At 70.4% G+C, this 20282-nt stretch carries 22 protein-coding genes; 11 read left to right on the top strand and 11 right to left on the bottom strand.

The window, feature by feature from the left end:
- The first annotated feature begins 3 nt into the window (after positions 1-3).
- The 4 genes from B5D66_RS16615 to B5D66_RS16600 all read left to right on the top strand — a co-directional run bounded on the left by B5D66_RS16615 (position 4) and on the right by B5D66_RS16600 (position 2834).
- Complete coding sequence (locus tag B5D66_RS16615) at positions 4-756, top strand: amino acid ABC transporter ATP-binding protein (protein WP_159457285.1); 753 nt, start codon at positions 4-6, stop codon at positions 754-756.
- Between the two features lie 124 nt (positions 757-880).
- Positions 881-1363 carry a GNAT family N-acetyltransferase gene (locus tag B5D66_RS16610; protein ID WP_078762667.1) on the top strand — a complete coding sequence of 161 codons (483 nt, stop codon included), beginning with the start codon at positions 881-883 and terminating at the stop codon, positions 1361-1363.
- A 245-nt stretch (positions 1364-1608) separates the two neighbouring features.
- Positions 1609-2034, top strand: coding sequence for an ATP-binding protein (locus tag B5D66_RS16605; protein WP_078762666.1), 426 nt, complete (start codon positions 1609-1611; stop codon positions 2032-2034).
- A 41-nt stretch (positions 2035-2075) separates the two neighbouring features.
- On the top strand, positions 2076-2834 hold the full coding sequence (locus B5D66_RS16600) for an RNA polymerase sigma factor SigF (RefSeq protein ID WP_200813694.1): 759 nt from the start codon (positions 2076-2078) through the stop codon (positions 2832-2834).
- Between the two features lie 69 nt (positions 2835-2903).
- On the opposite strand, the gene B5D66_RS16595 is transcribed toward B5D66_RS16600, so the two are convergent.
- On the bottom strand, positions 2904-3317 hold the full coding sequence (locus tag B5D66_RS16595; RefSeq protein WP_200813680.1) for a hypothetical protein: 414 nt from the start codon (positions 3315-3317) through the stop codon (positions 2904-2906).
- Between the two features lie 75 nt (positions 3318-3392).
- Between B5D66_RS16595 and B5D66_RS16590 the strand changes: the two genes are divergently transcribed.
- Both B5D66_RS16590 and B5D66_RS16585 read left to right on the top strand, forming a co-directional pair.
- Entirely contained in the window at positions 3393-4331 is a 939-nt protein-coding gene (locus tag B5D66_RS16590; RefSeq protein WP_078762827.1) for a diacylglycerol/lipid kinase family protein, read from the top strand.
- Between the two features lie 337 nt (positions 4332-4668).
- On the top strand, positions 4669-4932 hold the full coding sequence (locus B5D66_RS16585) for a WhiB family transcriptional regulator (RefSeq protein WP_078762663.1): 264 nt from the start codon (positions 4669-4671) through the stop codon (positions 4930-4932).
- Positions 4933-5022: 90 nt separating this feature from the next.
- Here the strand turns inward: B5D66_RS16585 and B5D66_RS16580 are convergent, their stop codons facing one another.
- Complete coding sequence (locus tag B5D66_RS16580) at positions 5023-6579, bottom strand: sensor histidine kinase (protein WP_078762662.1); 1557 nt, start codon at positions 6577-6579, stop codon at positions 5023-5025.
- 163 nt (positions 6580-6742) lie between these two features.
- On the opposite strand from B5D66_RS16580, the gene B5D66_RS16575 reads away from it, so the two are divergent.
- From B5D66_RS16575 to B5D66_RS16565, 3 genes are all read left to right on the top strand, one after another.
- Positions 6743-7483 carry a GntR family transcriptional regulator gene (locus B5D66_RS16575; RefSeq protein ID WP_078762826.1) on the top strand — a complete coding sequence of 247 codons (741 nt, stop codon included), beginning with the start codon at positions 6743-6745 and terminating at the stop codon, positions 7481-7483.
- A gap of 132 nt (positions 7484-7615) precedes the next feature.
- Positions 7616-9277: an acetolactate synthase gene (locus B5D66_RS16570; protein WP_078762661.1), complete on the top strand. Its 1662-nt coding sequence runs from the start codon at positions 7616-7618 to the stop codon at positions 9275-9277.
- 82 nt (positions 9278-9359) lie between these two features.
- A complete protein-coding gene (locus B5D66_RS16565; protein ID WP_200813679.1) occupies positions 9360-10001 on the top strand; it encodes a GNAT family N-acetyltransferase in 642 nt (213 codons plus the stop codon).
- Between the two features lie 34 nt (positions 10002-10035).
- Here the strand turns inward: B5D66_RS16565 and B5D66_RS16560 are convergent, their stop codons facing one another.
- The 6 genes from B5D66_RS16560 to B5D66_RS16535 all read right to left on the bottom strand — a co-directional run bounded on the left by B5D66_RS16560 (position 10036) and on the right by B5D66_RS16535 (position 15008).
- Positions 10036-10413: a thioesterase family protein gene (locus B5D66_RS16560; protein ID WP_078762660.1), complete on the bottom strand. Its 378-nt coding sequence runs from the start codon at positions 10411-10413 to the stop codon at positions 10036-10038.
- Between the two features lie 21 nt (positions 10414-10434).
- Entirely contained in the window at positions 10435-10647 is a 213-nt protein-coding gene (locus B5D66_RS16555) for a biotin/lipoyl-binding carrier protein (RefSeq protein WP_078762659.1), read from the bottom strand.
- Positions 10648-10727: 80 nt separating this feature from the next.
- A complete protein-coding gene (locus tag B5D66_RS16550) occupies positions 10728-12017 on the bottom strand; it encodes an HD-GYP domain-containing protein (RefSeq protein ID WP_078762658.1) in 1290 nt (429 codons plus the stop codon).
- Positions 12017-13363, bottom strand: a complete 1347-nt coding sequence (locus tag B5D66_RS16545) for an HD-GYP domain-containing protein (RefSeq protein WP_394330065.1) — start codon at positions 13361-13363, stop codon at positions 12017-12019. The genes B5D66_RS16550 and B5D66_RS16545 overlap by 1 nt, the downstream gene beginning before the upstream one ends.
- A gap of 716 nt (positions 13364-14079) precedes the next feature.
- Complete coding sequence (rsrA, locus tag B5D66_RS16540) at positions 14080-14367, bottom strand: mycothiol system anti-sigma-R factor (protein ID WP_078762657.1); 288 nt, start codon at positions 14365-14367, stop codon at positions 14080-14082.
- Positions 14364-15008 (bottom strand): sigma-70 family RNA polymerase sigma factor, encoded by a 645-nt coding sequence (locus tag B5D66_RS16535; protein ID WP_078762656.1) that lies wholly within the window; start codon positions 15006-15008, stop codon positions 14364-14366. Before B5D66_RS16535 ends, rsrA begins: the two co-directional genes overlap by 4 nt.
- 408 nt (positions 15009-15416) lie before the next feature.
- Here B5D66_RS16535 and B5D66_RS16530 point away from each other — a divergent pair, with 408 nt between their 5' ends.
- Complete coding sequence (locus tag B5D66_RS16530; protein WP_235001061.1) at positions 15417-16250, top strand: class I SAM-dependent methyltransferase; 834 nt, start codon at positions 15417-15419, stop codon at positions 16248-16250.
- A gap of 42 nt (positions 16251-16292) precedes the next feature.
- Here the strand turns inward: B5D66_RS16530 and thiC are convergent, their stop codons facing one another.
- A complete protein-coding gene (gene thiC / locus B5D66_RS16525; protein WP_078762654.1) occupies positions 16293-17957 on the bottom strand; it encodes a phosphomethylpyrimidine synthase ThiC in 1665 nt (554 codons plus the stop codon).
- Between the two features lie 235 nt (positions 17958-18192).
- Positions 18193-19053 carry an SOS response-associated peptidase gene (locus tag B5D66_RS16520; protein WP_078762653.1) on the bottom strand — a complete coding sequence of 287 codons (861 nt, stop codon included), beginning with the start codon at positions 19051-19053 and terminating at the stop codon, positions 18193-18195.
- Between the two features lie 91 nt (positions 19054-19144).
- Between B5D66_RS16520 and B5D66_RS16515 the strand changes: the two genes are divergently transcribed.
- A complete protein-coding gene (locus tag B5D66_RS16515) occupies positions 19145-19663 on the top strand; it encodes a DoxX family membrane protein (RefSeq protein WP_159457281.1) in 519 nt (172 codons plus the stop codon).
- Positions 19664-19743: 80 nt separating this feature from the next.
- Here B5D66_RS16515 and B5D66_RS16510 read toward each other — a convergent pair whose 3' ends face one another.
- On the bottom strand, positions 19744-20238 hold the full coding sequence (locus B5D66_RS16510; RefSeq protein ID WP_078762651.1) for an OsmC family protein: 495 nt from the start codon (positions 20236-20238) through the stop codon (positions 19744-19746).
- Between the last annotated feature and the right edge of the window lie 44 nt (positions 20239-20282).

Raw genomic sequence — 20282 nt, 5'->3', positions numbered from 1 at the left:
CGCATGGTCGTCGCGGAGAACGTCCACAAGAGCTATGGGCGGGTCGAGGTCCTTCGCGGCATCGACCTGGAGGTGCGCCGGGGCGAGGTCATGTGCGTGGTGGGCCCCTCGGGCTCGGGCAAGTCCACCTTCCTGCGTTGCGTGAACCACCTGGAGAAGATCAACGCCGGGCGGTTGTGGGTGAACGGCCAGCTCATGGGCTACCGCGAGAAGGGCGGCCGGCTCCACGAGCTGCGTGAGAGCGAGGTCGCGGCCCAGCGCCGCGACATCGGCATGGTGTTCCAGCGCTTCAACCTGTTCCCGCACATGACGGCGCTGGGCAACGTCATGGAGGCGCCCGTCCAGGTCAAGGGCGAGCCCAGGGCGCAGGCGCGGGAACGCGCGATGCGGTTGCTGGAGCGGGTCGGCCTGGCGGACAAGGCGAACAGCCTGCCCGACCAGCTCTCCGGCGGTCAGCAGCAACGCGTCGCGATCGCCCGCGCGCTGGCCATGCAACCGTCGCTGATGTTGTTCGACGAACCGACGAGCGCCCTCGACCCCGAGCTGGTCGGGGAGGTCCTCGACGTGATGAAGGACCTGGCCCGCGACGGGATGACGATGATCGTGGTCACCCACGAGATGGGCTTCGCCCGCGAGGTGGGCGACAGCCTCGTCTTCATGGACGGTGGCGTGGTCGTGGAGCGGGGGACCCCGGCGGAGGTGCTGTCCGCCCCCCGCCGGGAACGCACCCGCTCCTTCCTGTCCAAGGTGCTGTAGCGGACCGTCCTGCCCGGTGGACGCGGGGACGCCGCCCCGTCCGGAGCCGGTCTCGGCTACCGTGAACGGGGTGGCGTCCCCGCACGCCTCACGACCAGACCCGTCGATCCCACGAGGAGCAGCCGTGATCCGCCCCGCCCGCCCCGAGGACGTGCCGACGATCCATCGGCTGGTCCGTGAGCTCGCCGAGTACGAGCGCGAGCCCGAGTCGGCCAAGGCGAGCGAGGAGGACTTCACCGAGGCCCTGTTCGGACCGGCTCCGGCCGCCTTCGCGCACGTCGCCGAACACACCGGAGCCGACGGCACCACCACCGTCGCCGGTTTCGCCCTGTGGTTCCGCAACTTCTCGACCTGGACCGGGCGGCACGGCATCTACCTGGAGGACCTCTACGTCCGCCCGGAGCTGCGCGGCCACGGTTACGGCAAGGCGCTCCTGACCGAGCTCGCCCGCATCTGCGTGGAGCGGGGCTACACCCGGCTGGAATGGTCGGTGCTCGACTGGAACGCCCCGTCGATCGCGTTCTACAAGGCGCTGGGCGCCCGTCCCATGGACGAGTGGACCGTCTACCGGCTGGACGGCGAGGCCCTACGGGAGCTGGCGGGCTGACGCCCCTTCCCGGCCGGTCCCCGGCGGCCCGAGGCGGTGGGACGTCCAGGTGCGGTCAGGCGCCTCGGAGGTAACGATCCCGCCGCTGTCCGCGGACCGAGCCGGTTGTTGTGTCACCAATCGTCCTCTCCTGCCGCCCGGCGGGCACGTCGATCGACGAACACAGATCGAATCGCGTGCGGCACGGGGAGGGCTGACAAGATAGATTGCTCTCAAGCGGCAATCTCGCTTCCCGGAGGAGGGACGTGACCGAAGAAACCGCCGTGCCGATGACAGGCGGAACGGACGTACGGGACGCGGTGACCGTCCGCATGCCGGCGGACAGCGCCTACCTGTCCGTTCTGCGAACGGCGACGGCAGGCCTGGCCGCCCGGCTCGATTTCACCCTCGACGAGATCGAGGACCTGCGTATCGGGGTGGACGAGGCCTGCGCCATGCTGCTCTCCCAAGCCCTGCCCGGCACGGATCTCACGACCGAGTTCGAACTCACCGGTGACGGCATGCGCATCGCCGTCTCGGTACTGACCGCCGACGGCCGGTTGCCGGCCCGCGACACGTTCGCGTGGACCGTCCTCTCGGCCCTGGCAGGCGAGGTCGACGCCCATGTCGGCCCTGACGACCGAGTGTCCATCGTCCTGCACAAACGCCGCGACGTGGTGGAGTCGGCGTGAGCGAGAGGGGGCCCGCTCTGACGGCGAAGACGGAGCACGCCGTGCCCGATCGGGCCCGTGCACGAGAGTTGTTCGAGCGCCTGAGCGAGCTTCCCGCGGACGCGCCGGAACGGCAGCGGATTCGCGACGAACTCGTCGAACTCCACCTTCCCTTGGTGGAGTACCTGGCGCGACGCTTCCGCAACCGTGGCGAGTGGTTGGACGATCTCACCCAGGTCGCCACGATCGGCCTGATCAAGTCGATCGACCGGTTCGACCTGGAGCGCGGCGTGGAGTTCTCCACCTACGCCACGCCCACGATCGTCGGCGAGATCAAACGCCACTTCCGGGACAAGGGCTGGGCGGTGCGGGTGCCGCGCCGGCTCCAGGAGCTGAAGCTCTCGCTGACCAAGGCGGTCAGCGACCTCTCCCAGCGCGAGGGTCGCGCGCCGACAGTGCACGAGCTGGCCGAACACCTGGGCATGACCGAGGAGGAGGTCCTTGAGGGGCTGGAGTCGGCGAACGCCTACTCCACCGTCTCCCTGGACGCTCCCGACAGCGGTGACGAGGACGCTCCCGCGGTGGCCGACTCCCTGGGGATCGTGGACGACTCCCTCGAAGGCGTCGAGTACCGCGAGTCCCTCAAACCGCTGCTGGAGCAGCTTCCCCCGCGCGAGAAGCGGATCCTGCTCCTGCGGTTCTTCGGCAACATGACGCAGTCGCAGATCGCGACGGAGCTCGGCATCTCCCAGATGCACGTGTCGCGTCTGCTCGCCCGGACCCTGGCCCAGCTCCGCCAGGCCCTCACCACCGACGACTGAACCCGTGACGTCGAGTGGCCCCCGAGGAGGTTCCCCGGGGGCCACTCGACGTCACGGCCGCTTGACGGCTCACCCCTGCCTGGAGCGCCGGGACGCTCCCCCGGCCTCGTCGGGGAACAGGGTCGCCGTGGTCGACGGCGCCAGGACCAGCGCGAGGGCGGCGACGGCGAGCGCGCCGAGTCCCAGCGCGGCGGCGTACTGCTCGCTGGTCCACAGATAGTAGGTGGTGACCAGCGCGAAGATCTGGGTGAGGACGACCGGCGTGCGCGCCCAGTCGTGCAGCGTGAACAACCCCCAGGCGACATAGCCGAGCGCCGCGGCGCCACCGAGCACGAAGACGACCAGCGGCAGACCGAAGGAGCCGTCGGCGCCCCGCCCCAGCAGCGTGATGGCGAGGACGTAGATCCCTCCGACGGCCAGACCGAGCCCGAGGAGGGCCTCGATCAGGGCGGCGAGGGCGATGGTGAGCGGACGTCGGAACACGATTTCACTGTAACCGCCCGCCACAACAGGCCGGCGCCGCCCGGGCGTCCGCGCGGCGGTCACTAGACTGTGCCCGTGCGCGCGCTGTTCATCGTGAACCCCCAGGCCACCACGACGACCCCCCGGGCGAGGGACGTGATCGTGCGTGCCATCGCCAGCGACCTCGATGTGGACCTCGTCCAGACCGAGTACCGTGACCACGCCAAGGAGCTGGCCCGGCAGGCCGCCATCGAGGGCTATGAGCTCGTCATCAGCCTCGGCGGCGACGGCACGGTGAACGAGGTGGTCAACGGCATCCTCACCGCGCCACCCGAAGCCGAGCGTCCGGCCTACGCCGCGCTGCCCGGCGGTAGCGCGAACGTGTTCATCCGCGCGTTGGGCCTGCCCCCGGATCCGGTCGAGGCGACCGGGGCGGTCCTGGAGGCACTGCGCACCGGTTCCCAGCGCACGGTCGGGCTGGGACGGATCGACGGTCCCGAGGACGGCCGCTACTTCACCTTCTGCGCGGGGTTCGGCTGGGACGCCGAGGTCGTCCACGAGGTCGAGCGGCAGCGTCGCCGGGGCCGGCGCGCCTCGCCGGCGCTGTACATGGGCATCGCGCTGCAGATGTTCCTGAAGGGCGAGGAGGTACGCGACCCGTCACTGGAGCTGGAGGTGCCCGGGCGCCCCTTGTCGAAGGATCTCTACCTCGCGCTCGTGACGAACACGACCCCCTGGACCTACGCGGGGACCCTCCCGGTGCAGCCGACGCCCCGTTCCCGGCTGGGCTTGGGGCTGGACGCGTTCGCCCTGACGCAGGCGGACGCGCTGACGACGGCCGACCTGCTGCGCCGGATGCTCTCCCCCCGGGGGGTACCACCGGCCGGGCGGGGCTATGTCACCTGGCACAACGAGGAGCGGTTCACGATTCGAACGCGGCGTCCGAGGGCGTTCCAGATCGACGGGGAATATCTGGGCCACCGGAAACAGGTCGATTTCCGATCGGTTCCAAAGGCATTACGAATGGTGTGCTGAAAGCGCACGAGAACATCGCCGTAAACGGCTTGTGACGCACACGACACCTTATCGGTAAGGATAGACCACGCGAGCTCTTGCATGCGCCGATCAAGCCTGACAGGCTCAAAGTATCGCCGCACGTTACGGGCAGGTTAACGGTTCGTTCCGAGGTTGGCGGTCCGACACCCGGGTATCCGCGCAGGGTGGACCGCAGGGACGGGTCGGGTCCGGCCCGTACACCCGGGCGTAAGCGAATCGGGGACCAACGACGAGGTGGCCCCGACAACAGCGTCTACCTTCGTGAATTCGTTCACAAGGCACACGCCCCCGATCGCCTCACCGAGGAGTGACCCGCATGGACTGGCGCCACCAAGCTGCCTGCCGTGACGAAGACCCCGAGCTGTTCTTCCCCATCGGAAATTCCGGGCCGGCACTGATCCAGATCGAAGAAGCCAAAGAGGTGTGTCGCCGCTGCCCGGCGATGAACGCCTGCCTCCAGTGGGCCCTGGAGACCGGACAGGACGGCGGCGTCTGGGGCGGGATGAGCGAGGACGAGCGCCGGGCGCTGAAGCGCCGTCGCGGCGCCTCCTCCCTGCGCCGGCTGCACACCACGGTCTGACGTCCCTCACACGAGCCCCGGCCGGCGTCACTCCCGACACCGCCCCCTCCGGACGGGAGCGGCGCGGAACCCCCCGCCCCGCTCCCGGTCTCACGGGACCGGCATCTGCTCCTCGTGCTCCACGGGGAGCTCGATGGCCACCTCGGTGCCGCCTCCCTCGCGCGGCCGGAACTCCAGCCGGCCCCCCAGCTCCCCCACGACCAGGGTCCGCACGATCTGCAGACCGAGACTCGTCGTCCCTTCGACGTCGAACTCCTCGGGCAGCCCTCCGCCGCTGTCACGGACCTGGATCATCAGGCGGCTCCCCGCGTCCTCGGCACCGGGCAACGGGTCCTCCCGGCGGACGGCGACCTCGATGTTGCCCGGACCGTAGGCGAGCCCGTGCTCCACCGCGTTCTGGACGAGCTCGGTCAGGACCATCGACAGCGGCGTGGCCACGAGCGCCGAGAGCAGGCCGAAGTTGCCGTTGCGGCGCGGGACCACCGCGGTGCCGGTGGACGACACCTCCGCGGCCATCTCGATGACCCGGTCGGCGATGTCGTCGAAGTCGACGATCTCGTCGGGGGTGTGCGACAGCATCTCGTGCACGATCGCGATGGACCCCACCCTGCGAACGGCCTCGTCGAGCGCGGCCCGCCCCTCGGGGATCTGGAGCCGGCGGGCCTGCAACCGCAGTAGGGCGGCGACGGTCTGCAGGTTGTTCTTCACCCTATGGTGGATCTCACGGATCGTTGCGTCCTTGGTCATGAGCTCACGCTCACGCCGACGGAGCTCGGTGACGTCGCGGACCATGATCAGCGCCCCCGTCCGCACCCCGCTGATGACCAGCGGGATGGAGCGGAGCTGGATCGTCGAGCCGCGCGCCTCGACCTCGGCCTCCTGCGGGATACGTCCGCTCGCGGTCCAGTTCAGCGACTCGTCCCTGGGGTCTCCCGTCAGGGCGAGGTCCAGCGTGGTACGCGCCAGGCGGGTTCCGACGAGGTCGGCGGTGAGCCCCAGGCGACGGTAGGCCGACAGCGCGTTGGGGCTGGCGTAGACGACACGTCCGTCCTGGTCCAGGCGCAGCAGACCGTCCCCGACCCGCGGCGAGCGCACCATCAGCGGCCCCTGGTCGCTGAAGGGGAACTCGCCTTCGGCGATCATCTGCGCGAGGTCGCTGGCGCTTTGGAGGTAGGTCAGCTCCAGTCGGCTGGGCGTGCGGGCGGAGCTGAGGTTGGTGCTGCGCTGGATGACGCCGAGCAGGTTGCCCTCGCGACGGACCGGGATCGTCTCCTCGCGCACCGGCACCCCACCCGACCAGTCCGGATCGCCTTCGCGGCAGATACGGCCCTCGTTCCAGGCGCGGTCGATGAGCGCCCGCCTGGCCACGGCCTGCGGCGTGAGCGGGGCCGTCTCCGTGGAGCCGGGCTCATCATCACGCAGGAAGGTCTCGACGAGGTCGTCCTGGAAGGCGGTGGGACCGGTGGTGGGACGCATCTGGGAGACGGCGACCCAGCCGCTGTCGTCCCGGAGGCGGACCCACAGCACCAGGTCGGCGAAGGAGAGGTCGGCGAGGAGCTGCCAGTCGGAGACCAGGGCGTGCAACCACTCCAGGTCGGCCGTCTTCAGCGCCGTATACCGTCGGATCAGATCGCTGAGGTGAGGCACTCACAAATCATCCCACGAGTGCGGGCATACTCAAGGAACGCGTCTCTCCACAACTGGTCCAGACCAGTTGTGGCCGTAAGGCCCCTGCCACTGGGAAACGGGTCTCTCGGCTGCGAGGATGCGGCACATGCTGAACGGGTGGGAAGCGGTGGAGGAAACCGACGTGACGGGTCAGCGAACACTCGAGGACGGACCGCGAGTTCCAAAGTACTACCAGGTGAAGAAACAACTTCTGGAGCTCATCGAGGCGATGCCGGCGGGCAACCCGGTTCCGCCGGAGCGCGCGCTGGCCACCCAGTTCGGGACGTCGCGCACGACGGTGCGCCAGGCCCTGACGGAGATGGTCGTCGAAGGGCGCCTGCTGCGGATCCAGGGCAAGGGCACCTTCGTGGCCAAACCGAAGGTCGCCCAGGTCCTGCAGTTGACGAGTTACACCCAGGAGATCCGTTCGCACGGGTTGCATCCGGCCACCCGGATCCTCGACGTCAGCTACGTCAACGCCGACGACGAGCTGGCCGAGCTGCTGGCGATCCGCTCCGGCGGCCGCGTGCTGCGCATCGAGCGGCTCCGGTTGGCCAACGGCGAGCCCATGGCGGTGGAGACCGCGCACCTGGCCGCTCGTCGCTTTCCCGGCCTGCGCCGCCAGCTCGACCGCTACGCCTCGTTGTACGAGGCGCTCGCCAGCGCCTACGACGTACGGCTGGCCGAGGCCGAGGCGACGATCGAGACGGTCCTGGCGACCCCCAACGAGGCCCGACTGCTGGGAGTCGACGTGGGTCTTCCCCTCGTCCTGCACTGCCAGCACAGTTTCGACGCCGACGGGCACCCGGTGGAGTGGGTGCGCACGCTGTACCGGGGCGACCGCTACAAGTTCGTCACCCGGTTGCGGCCTCCGAAGGAGTGATGTCGCGCGCACCGGCGCGTCCCCCGCCGGTGCGCGGGCGTTGTGCCCGCATGAAGAGCCTTGTCCCCGTGTGGGGGAGATCACTACGCTCCTGTTACCGACAGGTAAGTTCCAAGGAGTGTGAACGCCCACATGAGCCCCTCCCCCTCCCCGGGCCGTCTCCGTGGCCACGGCGGAACCCACGCCGTCGATGTGGCCCTGCACCACGGCGTCGACACGATGTTCACCCTGTCCGGCGGGCACGTGTTCCCCCTGTACGACGGCGCGGTCAAACCGGAGCCCCGGATGCGGCTGCTCGACGTCCGACACGAGCAGACGGCCGTGTTCGCGGCCGAGGGCATCGGCAAGCTCACCCGGCGTGCCGGCTGGGCCGTACTCACCGCGGGTCCCGGCGTGACCAACGGAGTCAGCGGTGTCACCACCGCGCACTTCAACGGCTCCCCACTGGTCGTGCTCGGTGGCCGCGCCCCTGACGGGCGCTGGGGCCAGGGGCTGCTCCAGGAGCTCGACCAGCCCCCGTTGCTCGCCCCGGTCACCAAGAGCGCCCGGACCGTGCACGAGACCGCGGGCATCGGCGCGGCCGTCCACGAGGCGTTCGTGCTGGCCAACACGGCCCATCGAGGTCCGGTGTTCCTCGACATCCCCATGGACCGCCTCTACGACCAGGCCGAGGTGGAGGCACCCGCGTCGGCTCCCGCCCCCGACAGGACCCCCGACCCCGACGCGGTCGCCGCCGCCGCGCGGCTGATCGGCGAGGCCAAGCGTCCCCTGTTCGTGTTCGGATCCGACGTGTGGCTCGACCACGCCGAGCAGGCCGCCCTGGAGGTGGCCGAGGAGCTCGGCGTCCCGGTGATCACCAACGGCCAGGGGCGCGGGGTGCTGCCCGGAGGCCACCCCCTCCTGGTGACACGGGCACGCGGACTCGCCTTCGGCCAGGCCGACCTCGTCGTGGTCGTCGGCACCCCCCTGGACTTCCGGATCGGCCACGGCCTGTTCGGGGGACGCGACGGGGCGCCGCTCGCCAAGGTGGTCCACATCGCCGACTCCCCCGGCCAGATCGCCGCCCACCTGACCCTGGCGGCCTCGGTGGCGGGAGACCTGTCGACGATTCTGCGGGGCCTGGGGGACACCGCGGCCCCCGGCGCCTCGGTCAAGGCGTGGCGCACCCAGCTGGCCGAGGCCAACGCCGCGGCGGTCGCGGCGGACGCCGAGGCGTTGGACAGCGACGCCGACCCCATCCACCCCGCCCGCGTCTACGGCGAGCTGAACCGGCTCCTCGCCGACGACGCCGTGGTGATCGGCGATGGCGGCGACTTCGTCTCCTACGCCGGCAAGTACGTGGAACCCGCCCGCCCCGGAAACTGGCTGGACCCCGGCCCGTTCGGCTGCCTGGGCACCGGCATGGGCTACTCGATCGCCGCCCGGCTCGCCCGGCCGTCGTCGCAGGTGGTGACCCTGCTGGGAGACGGCGCCGCGGGCTTCTCGCTGATGGACGTCGACACCCTGGTGCGGCACGGACTCCCCGTCGTCATGGTGTGCGGCAACAACGGGATCTGGGGGTTGGAGAAGGCCCCCATGCAGATGATCTACGGTTACGACGTCATCGCCGAGCTCGCGCCGCAGACCCGTTACGACGAGGTGGTGCGCGCGCTGGGAGGCGGCGGCGAGCTCGTCACCGACCCGCGGGAGATCGGCCCCGCGCTGCGCCGGGCGTTCGACTCCGGCGTGCCCTACCTCGTCAACATCGCGACCGACCCCGACAACGTCTACCCGCGCAAGACCATGGGCGTCTGAGCGTCACGCGTTCCCGCCCGTGTGTCGGGCGGGAACGCGCGGCTCGCTGGCCTTCCCGTCCCCGATACGCCAGGCTCATGCCATGGCGGATCGCTTCTGGCCCCTGTACGACCTACGGATCACCACGCCACGGCTCGAACTCCGGCTCCCCGATCTGGAGCTGCTCACCGCCCTGGCCTCCCTCGCCGCCGAGGGGGTGCACGAGGAGTCGGCGATGCCCTTCACCGTGCCGTGGACGGCGGGCTCCCCCGAGGAGCGCGGCCGCTCGGTCATCCAGCACAACCTGGGGCTGATCGGCCAGTGGCGGCCGGAGTCGTGGGCACTGGGCCTGGCCGTCCTCCACCGGGGGACGGTCGTCGGCCTCCAAGACCTCTTCGCCACCGACTTCGCGGTCACCCGCGAGGTCGAGACCGGCTCCTGGCTGGGCCTGGCCCACCAGGGACAGGGGATCGGCACCGAAATGCGGGCCGCCGTCCTGGCCCTGGCCTTCGAGGGACTGGACGCCCACTGGGCGGTCTCCGGGGCGATGACCGACAACCGGCGTTCCCTGGGAGTGTCGCGCAGGCTCGGCTACCGGCCCGATGGCCACAGCGTCGTCGCGGTCCAGGGACGGGCCCGAACCGTGCAGCGCCTGCGTCTGGACCGGGCCGCGTGGCAGGCTCACCGCACCGTGTCGGTCGAGATCGGGGGTTTGGAGCCCTGTCTGCCCCTGTTCGGCTGTTAGCCCGGTCGTGTCGCCGCGGCCCGTCCGGCCGGCTTCAGCGCGCGGCGGTCAGGAAGCGTTCGCGGTCCACCACGACCCGCTCGACCGTCCCCTTGGCCACCGGCCGCCCGTCCTGGGCGAGTTCGACGTCGAACACCAGACGGCCGCCCGCGACCTCGCGCAGCAGCGCGGTGGCCACCACGACCACGCCCGGGGAGGAGGGCGCGAGGTGGGCGAGGTCGACACGGGTGCCGACACTGGTGCGGCCTTGCTCCAGGTGGTCGCGCACAGCGGCCACGGTCGCGGCCTCGACGAGGGCCACGGCGCGCGGGGTGCCCAGAACCGGCACGTCACCGCTGCCCAGTGCTACGGCGGTGTCCTCCGCGGACACCGTGTGCTCCACCCGGCCGTGCAATCCCGTGGAAATCGTCATGGTCGACAGTGTCTCGGAACGTCACTGGACGACGGCGAGCAGGTCCCCCTCCTGCACCACGTCCCCTTCGCCGACGTTGAGGCTGATGACGGTCCCGGGGTCCTCGACCAGCACCGGGATCTCCATCTTCATGGACTCCAGGATGAACAGCGTGTCCCCTTCGGCGACCTTCGTCCCCTCCGCGACCATGACCTTCCAGACGTTGGCCACCATCTCAGCGCGGATTTCGGTCATCTCCGACTCCTCATTCTCGTCCGGCCCCCGCATGGCGCCGTGATCGACAGCCGATCCTATGGGAGTACCCACGGGTAGATTCACCAGCGCGACCGGGGCCGGTCCAGCACGCGCGCCACCGCGGCGACCACGTCGGGATCGTACTCACGGTCGGTGTCCATGCGCAGACGTTGGAGTACCGCCTCGATCCGGTCGCGGTCGGTGGACTCGCCGACCAGGTCGTCGAAGGCGTTGGCCACCTTGATGATCCTGCTGGCCAGCGGCGGCGGCCCGGTCTCGCCCTCCCCCGCGGAGGGCTCGCACTGGCGGCGCACGATCTCGGCGACGTTGTCGAGCACGCCGGTCTCGCGGATCACCGCCGACCCCAGCTCGGCGATGCGTCGCTGCTCTCGGGGAGGGGCGAGGACGGTGGCGCCGCTGGGGATGGGGTCGCGCAGCGACAGCTGGCCGATGTCGTGCATGAGCGCCGCGTACTCCAGCTCCAGCAGCTCCGACTCGCGCATTCCCAGTTCGCAGCCTACCGCGTGGGCCAGCCTGCTCACCCGCCGCGAATGGCCGGTCTCGACGTACCCGCCCACCTCGGTGACCCGCGAGAGCGCTCGCACGGTCTGGAGATAGGTCAGGCGGATCTCGGCGAACCTGCGGAAGGCGACCTGGGTGACGATCAGCGGCGCCGTGAAGACCAGGAGCGCGGCCAGCCCCATGACACTGGAGGCCAGGGCGATGAGGATGCCCGACGCACCGGTGGCCACGCTGATGGGGAACTGGGCGCGCACCTCGTCGCGGAAGGCGACGGGGAACCGGGTGCGCAGGCGTTCGGCCCGCAGCACCGCGGCGATCACGGAGTCGGCCAGCCAGGACAGCATGACGATCGAGGCCATGGCGGTGAGGGCGAGCCACCAGTGGGGCTCGGGCGAACCGAGCACCGAGGCGAGCGGCCGGAAGGCCAGCGCGACAAGACCGATGACCAGCAACCGCCGGGCGAGGTCGCCCCAACGAGGGATCCGCCCCACGGCGACGTGGGGGAGCTCGCCCAGGGCCAGGCCGACCGCGGTGACCGCGATGACCTGGGCGGCGCCCTGGGCCACGGGGTCGGCGCCGACGGTGAGCAGGAACGTGTAGCCGAGGGCGCTGGCGGAGGCGATCGGCGACACCTCGCGCTGCCCGGGCAGCGCGATCCGGGCGAGCTCGCCGAGAGCGATCAGGATCCCGAAGGCCAGGGCGATGCGGGGTTCGGCGAAGCCGGTGAGGAACGTCCACACCAGGGATCCGGCGGCGCACAGCGCCGCCGTGGCGATCAGCAACGAGCGCACCGGGTCGATGCGCTGACGGACCTGCCGACGCGCCGACCGCGCTCCCCGCGTCCCCATCACTCGCCCTCTCCGGCGACCCGCAGCGGCACGCTGGGATCGTCGTGATCCTGCTGGGAGACCTCGGCCATGTCGCCGTCGGGAAGTTCCACGATGTCGGGGGCCTCCCAGCCGTCCCGGGACACCGCGCTGATGAGGGCGTCCACCATGACCGGGTCGAACTGCGGACCGGCGCAGCGGCGCAGCTCGGCGAACGCCTCCTCGGTGCTGCGGGCCTTGCGGTAGGAACGGGTCGACGTCATGCAGTCGAAGGCGTCGGCGACGGAGATGATCCGGGCGAACTCGGGGATCTCCTCACCGGCCAGGCCCATGGGGTAGCCGCGGCCGTCCATGCGCTCGTGGTGGTGCATGATCCCGGCCAGGGCCTCGTCGAGGAAGCCGATCTCGCGCACGATCTCATAGCCCCGCATGGGGTGGAGCTGGATCGCGGCGTACTCCTCCTCGGTGAGCTTGCCCGACTTCTGCAGCACCTTCGTGGGCACCCCGAGCTTGCCGACGTCGTGGAGCATGCCCGCGTAGCGGATGGTCTGGACCCGTTCGGCGTGCATCCCCAGTTCCTGGGCGATCATCGCCGACGCCTTGGAGACCCTCATGCAGTGGCCCCGCGTGTAGTAGTCCTTGGTCTCCACCGCCTGACACAGGGTGGCCAGCGTGGAGTCGTGGGCGCGCTGCTCGGAGATGTACTGGTCGAAGGCCCAACGCGCGATGAACAACGGCAGCAGGACCAGCGGCACGGCGAACGCGCCGACGGCCCCCCATATGGCCGCCACGCACAGGCCCAGCACCGAGTAGCCCACCGAGGACAGCTCCAGCGTGGCCAGCGGGCGCCAGCGGACGCGGCGGGGCCGCTGCCAGCGGACCACCCCCAGGCACCACATGAGACCGGCGACCAACGCGATGTTGACGAAGGTGTGGACGAGCAGGGCGCCGGAGAACGGGATGACGATCCACGGGAAGTCCTCGGGGCCGGGAACGCCCTGCTTGCCCCCCAGCATGAGGAAGACCCAGCCGGTGACGAACCCGGTGAGGCCGAGCTGGGCGCCGTTGAACAGCCGTTTGACCAGCGTCTGGCGCCGCACGGCCAGACAGGAGCCGAACCCGACGACGGCGGCCCCCACGGGGCCGGTCAGGACCACCGCGGCCAGGGCGATGGCCGCGCTCGGCGAGATCCCGGTGTTCCCGTTGTCCACGACCGTGGTGATGGACTCGGCCACGATGAAGAGGACGACGAGGAGAACGAGCGTGACAGGGTCGATGCCGTCGTAGGAGCCCAAGGTCAGGACGAGGGCGGCAGCGAGCCCGATGAGACCCACGTACAACCGCGCGGCCACGGGAAGCGCACGCAATTTCCTGTTACCTCCGGTTCGATACCGCCCCGTCCGGTGCGTTTCTCAGCGTTCGCGGCGCACTACCACCAGTTCCAACCGCCATAGGCGACGGCAATCTGGGCAGCGGAGATAAGGAACAGGGCCAGCTTTAGCGGAAACGGACTCATGTCCCTGCCTCTCCTCCTTGCGCGGCGTCGCACGTCACACCCCCTGCGCGCGACACTCGAAATTACCCCATACGGTCGATATAGCGGTCAGTTTAGCGGCAGCGCCCAGGGCCCTCATTGCGATATCCCGAACCATGAGACGGGTGAACGACAGAAAGGCCCGGAAGGATTTCTGGAAAAGCTAAATACGAATGCTATTCGTAATGCCTACGGTCACTCTCCGCAGTCACCACCACCGTACGATTCCTGCGCGATCGCCGGCACACCCGATGATCTTCGACGGACCGCCACCCTCGGCCAACCTTGACGGTCACTCTGGGTAGTCGGGTTCTGACTCTTGCGACACACACGTTTCGTCGCCTCTCAGCCAGGCCGGCACGGGGCCGGACAGGTTGGGCCGGGCGTGTCGCGCCACCGCCGGCATCGCCCACCGACGGTACCAGTGTCCGAAACCCCCGCGCCTGTCCTCCCCGTGTGATCCACCCCGACACACGTCGGCGGCGACCGGATCGCTCCCGGCCGCCGCCGACGTGCCGCGTCCGCGCCCGTCGCGCGGGCGCGCGGCGACTACTCCGCCGCCTGGGTCTCCCGAGCCTCAAGATCGATTCGCGCCGCCTCGATCCGGCTCAGCACCTTGGCCCTCAGGTCCTGCGGCACAGGATCGCAGCCACAGTGCTTGGCCACGAGCTTCTTGACCGCCTCCTCAAGGCCGTACTCCTCCAGGCACGGGCCGCACTCGTCGAGGTGCTCGCGGATCTCCGCGTAGTTGGCCTCTTCGAGCTCGCCGTCGATGTAGGTGTAGACCTTCGCCAGCACCTCGCTACAAGGAGTGGCGTGCGGCTTGCCGCAGCTCATCCCTGGTCCTCCCGTTTCGCCCCGCCGCGTGACGCGCCCATGGACATGGACTCCCTGACCTCGCGGGGGAGGAACCCCCGCTCCGCCGCGTACTCCTCGAGCATCGAGCGCAACTGGCGTCTACCGCGGTGGAGCCGGGACATCACCGTTCCAATGGGCGTGTCCATGATCTCGGCGACCTCCTTGTAGGCGAAGCCCTCGACATCGGCGAGGTACACCGCGATACGGAAGTCTTCGGGGAGCTCCTGGAGGGCGCGCTTGACGTCGCTGTCGGGAAGGTGCTCCAAGGCCTCGGCCTCGGCGGACTTCAGGCCCGACGAGGAGTGCGAGGCGGCCTGCGCGAGCTGCCAGTCCTCGACGTCCTCGGTCCCCGCCTGCTTCGGCTCCCGCTGCTTCTTGCGGTAGGAGTTGATGAACGTGTTCGTCAGGATGCGGTACAGCCAGGCCTTGAGGTTCGTCCCCTGCTTGAACTGGTGGAACGAACCGAACGCCTTGGCGAACGTCTCCTGGACGAGATCTTCGGCGTCGGCCGGGTTACGGGTCATCCGCAACGCGGCCGAGTAGAGCTGGTCCAGGAACGGCATGACGTCCCGTTCGAACCGAGCCCCCCGCTCGTCGATGGTTTCCTGGCCCTGACTCAAGCCCGCCGGCCTCCTCCTGCTGGTGTCCCGTGGGGCAACCGTAGCCACACCATACGATGCGGAGGAGGAGAAGCGCACACCACGACCCGGCGGAGCCCCGGTCAGGGGCTCGTCCAGCAGACATCCTGTTGAACCCGGCATCGACCTGCCTTTGCTCTCGACTCCCGCCCGTCCGCGTGTCCCGGCTTGCTTCGCGACAGCGCGGGCGGTCGGTCCTGAGGTGATGCCGTTGCCAACAACGTCCGCCCCCGCCTGATTCCTGGCGGACGCGATCCGCTCCCAGCGGAACTTTCGTTTTCAGCCGATCCCGCAAGGGGCAGCATGAATAGAGTGAGGAGTGAGACCCTCACGGCAGGCGTTGGGAGAGGAGCGCGCGTGCGACCGTCCTCCAGTTCCGCGGCACATCCGGTGGCGCCCCGGAGAACCGCCAACCCCGTAACCGGACCACCGCCACCCCGTTCCCCGGCCGCCCACTTCGCCACCACGGACTCCCTGTCGGCGTACTGGCAGTTCTACTGGGCGGTGGCCGGCGCCCAGCTCGCGCGGTGGCTTCCTCGCGAACCGGGTCGCATCCTCGACCTGTCCGGCCCCGAGTACCGCGGAGCGCCACGCGCGGTGGCGGCCGGTCACGACGTCGTCACCCTGCTTCCCTCGGTGGAACTGGCGCCCCGGCGCACCCTCACCCTCGTCAACGGCAACGCCGAGACCCCCACCCAGCGCCGTCGTCCTCCCGGCCGGCTGCGTTCCGTGGTCGGCGACTCCACCTTCCTGTCCAGCTTCGCCAGCGGCGTGTTCGACGGCGTGATCGCCGACAACCGGGTGCTCTCCCAGCACCTGGTCACCGAGGCCTCGCTGGCCGAGATCGCCCGGGTCCTGCGGCCGGGCGGGCGGACACTGCTGTGCGTCGACTCCGTCGTGCTCGGCATGGCCCTGCTCGCCGAACAGGACTGCTGGCCTGAGCTGAGCTACGCGCCCTCCGCCGACGTCCTGCTCGTCCCATGGCCGGATGGCACGATCACCCGTTGTTTCACCGCCGAGCAGCTCGCCGAGCTCCTCACCGACGTCGGGCTGGAGCTGGAGTGGGTCCGGCCCCGCACCGTGCTCTCGGCCTCCACGGTCGAGATGGTGATGGACGACGACCCCCGAGCGCTCAACCGGTTGGTCGAGATGGAGCTCAAGGCCGAGGAGGCCGACGACTACGTCGGCGTGCACCTGTTGGCCAGCGCCGTCAAGCCGGGCTGACCCCGGTGGGGGAGGGCGCGCCCCTCCCCCACCGGCGCGCGGTCACTCCGCCATCGGCAGGTGGATACGGCCGCCGCCTTCGGCGAACTCGGCGGCCTTGTCGCGCATCCCCCTCTCGATCGCCTCCACCGTGGTCAATCCGTTCTCCTCGGCGTACTTGCGGACGTCCTGGGTGATGCGCATCGAACAGAACTTCGGCCCGCACATCGAGCAGAAGTGCGCCGTCTTGGCCGGCTCCGCCGGCAACGTCTGGTCGTGGTACCCGCGTGCCGTGTCCGGGTCCAGCGCCAGGTGGAACTGGTCCTGCCAACGGAACTCGAACCGGGCCTTGGACAGCGCGTCGTCCCACTCCTGGGCGCGGGGGTGTCCCTTGGCCAGGTCGGCGGCGTGCGCGGCCAGCTTGTAGGTGATGACCCCGGTCTTGACGTCGTCCCGATCGGGCAGTCCCAGGTGTTCCTTGGGGGTGACGTAGCAGAGCATCGCGGTGCCGTGCCAGGCGATCTGGGCCGCGCCGATGGCCGAGGTGATGTGGTCGTAGCCCGGCGCGACGTCGGTGGCCAGCGGGCCCAGGGTGTAGAACGGCGCCCCGTCGCACAGTTCGCGCGCCAACGCGACGTTCTCCTCGATCTTGTGCATCGGAACGTGTCCCGGCCCCTCGATCATCACCTGGACGTCGTGGGCCCGGGCGATCGCCGTGAGCTCGCCCAGCGTGCGCAACTCGGCGAACTGCGCCTCGTCGTTGGCGTCGGCGATGGAGCCGGGCCGCAGGCCGTCACCGAGGGAGAAGGTGACGTCGTAGGAGCGCAGGATCTCGCAGAGCTCGGCGAAGTGGGTGTAGAGGAAGTTCTCCCGATGGTGGGCCAGGCACCAGGCCGCCATGATCGACCCGCCCCGCGAGACGATCCCCGTGACCCGCCGGGCCGTCAGGGGGACATAACGCAGGAGCACGCCCGCGTGCACCGTCATGTAGTCGACCCCTTGCTCGGCCTGCTCGATGACGGTGTCCCGGTAGAGCTCCCAGGACAGCTTCGCGGGGTCGCCGCCGGCCTTCTCCAACGCCTCGTAGATGGGCACGGTGCCGATGGGGACCGGGGAGTTGCGCAGGATCCACTCGCGTGTCTCGTGGATGCGCCGTCCCGTGGACAGGTCCATGACCGTGTCGGCCCCCCAGCGGGTCGCCCACACCATCTTCTCGACCTCCTCGGCCACCGAGGAGGTGACCGCGGAGTTCCCGATGTTGGCGTTGACCTTCACCAGGAAGCGCGAGCCGATGACCATCGGCTCGCTCTCGGGGTGGCACCGGCTGGCGGGCAGGACCGCCCGGCCGGCCGCGATCTCCTCGCGGACCAGCTCCGGGTCCACCCCCTCCCTCGCGGCGGCGAAACGCATCTCGGGGGTGATGGTCCCCGCCTTGGCGTAGGCCACCTGGGTGACGGCCCCGCCGATCGGCTTCCGCTCGGCGATCCAGTCCCGCCGGATCGGCGGCAGCTCCCTGGCCGGGTCGATCGGCACATCGGGGTCGGTGTAGGGGCCTGAGGTGTCGTAGAGGTCGACGTGGGTGCCGTCGGACAGCTCGACGCGACGCTGCGGAACGCGCAGGACGCGTGCGGACGAGGGGTCGGAGATCTCCAGGTGGACCTTGCGCGAGCCCGTGATGGGGCCTGTCGTGATGCCGGGCCGGACGTCCCGGCCCTCAAGCGCCGTCATGGCGCGCCTCCCTACGTCGGAATTACCCGAACAGGTTCTGCGGTCGGCGGCACCGGCCCCTCGGGGGTCCAGCCGCCCTCTCAGCCCGCCAAGGCGCGAGCTCCCGCGTTCTCTTCTTGTTCACACGCCGTCGTCACGACGTGCCGTGCCCGAACGGGCACGCACAGCCACGTGGCGCGGCCACATTACCCTGGAAGGCCGCACCCGATCCAGCCCTCCGGGGTGACGGACGTCCTTAGAACAGGGTCTCGGTGCCCGGTTCCGGCCCGTCGGGGACCGGTTCCAGCAGGCGCGCCCCGTTGTTGCGGATGCTGTTCACCGCGGTGTCCACCCGGTGGACCTCGAAGCGTGAGACCGGGGTCGTGTCGAGCACGTACCGCAGGTCGGCGGCGTCCGTGGCCGGATCCAGCCAGGTGCCCCACTCGTCCTCGGGCACCACCACCGGCATGCGCTCATGGATGTGGGCGAGCTCCGGTGCCGCCTCGGTGGTGATGACGGCGCAGCTCCACAACCAGGCGGCGGGGTCCTCCTCGGGAAGCGAGGGGTCGCGCCACCGCTCGAAGACGCCGGCCAGCGCCAGGGGGGAGCCGTCGGCGTAGCGCACCGCGTAGGGGCGCTTGCGCGACTTGGACTTGCGGGAGCGGTGCTCGGGGTCGGTGGCCGGCGAGGTGCCGGGCTCGGCCGTCCCGGGGGCCGCGTCGGGCAGGAGCTGCCACTCGTAGTAGGCGTCGGCCGGCAGCAGGCAACGCCGACGGGCGAAGGCCGCCCGGTAGGCGGGCTTCTCGGCGACGGTCTCGCCTCGGGCGTTGATCATCTTGTAGCCGACGTTGGGGTCCTTCGCCCAGGAGGGGACGAGCCCCCACCTCAGGGTGCTCAGATGCCGTGGACCCGCGGGCGCGGGGTCGGGCCGGCCGGGCGGCGGACCGAGCACCGCGTAGACGCGCTTGCCCGGGGAGACGTTGTAGTCGGGCTCCAGCTCCTCCAGGGGCGGCCAGGATCGAGGGTCCCCGGCCACGGCGGGCTCGGCCTCCTCCGCGAGCCCGAACGCCTGGCGGATCTCGTCCATGCCGCGCCCCAGCGCGTAACGACCGCACATGCGTCCAGCTTAGAGGGGATCGCGGTGGCTCGCCCCGAATCGCCGGCCGTTCCGGTGGATGTTCCCCCGCCGGCCGGGTAGGCGCAGGGCCATGGGAGTTCTACGCAAACAGGTCCGCCGACTGCTCTCCGCCCCGTTCCTGTTGGACGGCGTGGAGACCCTCCGTGATCCGGCACCCCGCGCCAAGGAGCTCGCACCCACCGTGCACCGGCTCGCCCAGCGCTACTCCTGGCTGCCGGACGACCCCGAACTGCTGGTGCGCGCCCAGGGAGCCACCGCGCTCGCCGGGGGCGCCCTCCTGGTGACCGGGAAGGCCGGCCGGCTGGGATGCCTGCTCCTGGCCGTCCAGTCCGTACCGACCCTGTACGCCCGCTACCGGGGGTTCAGGGACGGCGACCCCGCCGAGCAGGGCCGGGCCAGGGCCGACGCCGTCAAGGACGTCAGCCTGTTCAGCGCCCTGCTCCTGGTCGCCACCGAACCGAAGAAGCGCCCCTCCCACCTCCGCTGGGAGGCCGAGCACATGGCGCGACGGGCCCGCCACACGGGCGCGCGGACCCGTCGACGGGTCGAGCGCAAGGCGCGCTCCACCGTGGGCCGGCTCGGCCGCTGACCGGACCCGCCGGCTCGGTCGTCCTCCCCACGCGCGCCGCTCCCTTCCCCAGCGCGCTCGCCGGCCGGATCCGGGCGCTCCTAGCCCTCGGACCGGTCCGCGACGCGGATCCGCGGCTCGTGGTGGACCGGGAAGGCGACCGAGTTGGCGATGAAGCACGCCCGGTGGGCGCGTTCGTGCAGCCGTTCGGCCTCCTCCGACATCGCGGGGTCGGCGATGGTGACCACCGGGTGCAGCGTCACCTCGGTGAAGCTTCCCGACCCGTCGGCGTGGGTGACCATGGTGGCGGTGGCGGCGTCCTCGTAGGCGACCACGTCGACCTTCGCGCCGACCGCCAGGGCCAGGTAGGACAGCATGTGGCATTGGGCGAGGGCGGCGACGAGCAGTTCCTCGGGGTTCCACCGGGTGGCGTCTCCCCGAAACGACGGGTCGGCCGACCCCTGGAGGACCGGCTTGCCGGGGGCCTCCACGTCGTGGGCGCGTTCGTACCCGCGGTAGGACCTCGTCCCTGACCCCGTGTTGCCGGTCCAGCGCACGCGGACGTCGTAGTGGTGTTCCTTCGAAGTCGTGGCCATCTGGCCCTCCTCTGCGTCCTTGGGCGGCGAGAGTCCCCAGCATC

Origin of the sequence: Marinactinospora thermotolerans DSM 45154 (assembly GCF_900167435.1) — a bacterium.
Classification (GTDB): domain Bacteria; phylum Actinomycetota; class Actinomycetes; order Streptosporangiales; family Streptosporangiaceae; genus Marinactinospora; species Marinactinospora thermotolerans.
This window is presented reverse-complemented; position numbering and strand designations above follow the sequence as displayed.

What these genes read in the sequence shown, in the direction of transcription:
- B5D66_RS16570 (WP_078762661.1), top strand. Translation starts at nt 7,616, where the DNA reads ATGAGCCCCTCCCCCTCCCCGGGCCGTCTCCGTGGCCACGGCGGAACC.
- B5D66_RS16560 (WP_078762660.1), bottom strand. Translation starts at nt 10,413, where the DNA reads ATGACGATTTCCACGGGATTGCACGGCCGGGTGGAGCACACGGTGTCC.
- B5D66_RS16510 (WP_078762651.1), bottom strand. Translation starts at nt 20,238, where the DNA reads ATGGCCACGACTTCGAAGGAACACCACTACGACGTCCGCGTGCGCTGG.
- thiC (WP_078762654.1), bottom strand. Translation starts at nt 17,957, where the DNA reads ATGACGGCGCTTGAGGGCCGGGACGTCCGGCCCGGCATCACGACAGGC.
- rsrA (WP_078762657.1), bottom strand. Translation starts at nt 14,367, where the DNA reads ATGAGCTGCGGCAAGCCGCACGCCACTCCTTGTAGCGAGGTGCTGGCG.
- B5D66_RS16565 (WP_200813679.1), top strand. Translation starts at nt 9,360, where the DNA reads ATGGCGGATCGCTTCTGGCCCCTGTACGACCTACGGATCACCACGCCA.
- B5D66_RS16585 (WP_078762663.1), top strand. Translation starts at nt 4,669, where the DNA reads ATGGACTGGCGCCACCAAGCTGCCTGCCGTGACGAAGACCCCGAGCTG.
- B5D66_RS16615 (WP_159457285.1), top strand. Translation starts at nt 4, where the DNA reads ATGGTCGTCGCGGAGAACGTCCACAAGAGCTATGGGCGGGTCGAGGTC.
- B5D66_RS16555 (WP_078762659.1), bottom strand. Translation starts at nt 10,647, where the DNA reads ATGACCGAAATCCGCGCTGAGATGGTGGCCAACGTCTGGAAGGTCATG.
- B5D66_RS16520 (WP_078762653.1), bottom strand. Translation starts at nt 19,053, where the DNA reads ATGTGCGGTCGTTACGCGCTGGGGCGCGGCATGGACGAGATCCGCCAG.
- B5D66_RS16515 (WP_159457281.1), top strand. Translation starts at nt 19,145, where the DNA reads ATGGGAGTTCTACGCAAACAGGTCCGCCGACTGCTCTCCGCCCCGTTC.
- B5D66_RS16550 (WP_078762658.1), bottom strand. Translation starts at nt 12,017, where the DNA reads ATGGGGACGCGGGGAGCGCGGTCGGCGCGTCGGCAGGTCCGTCAGCGC.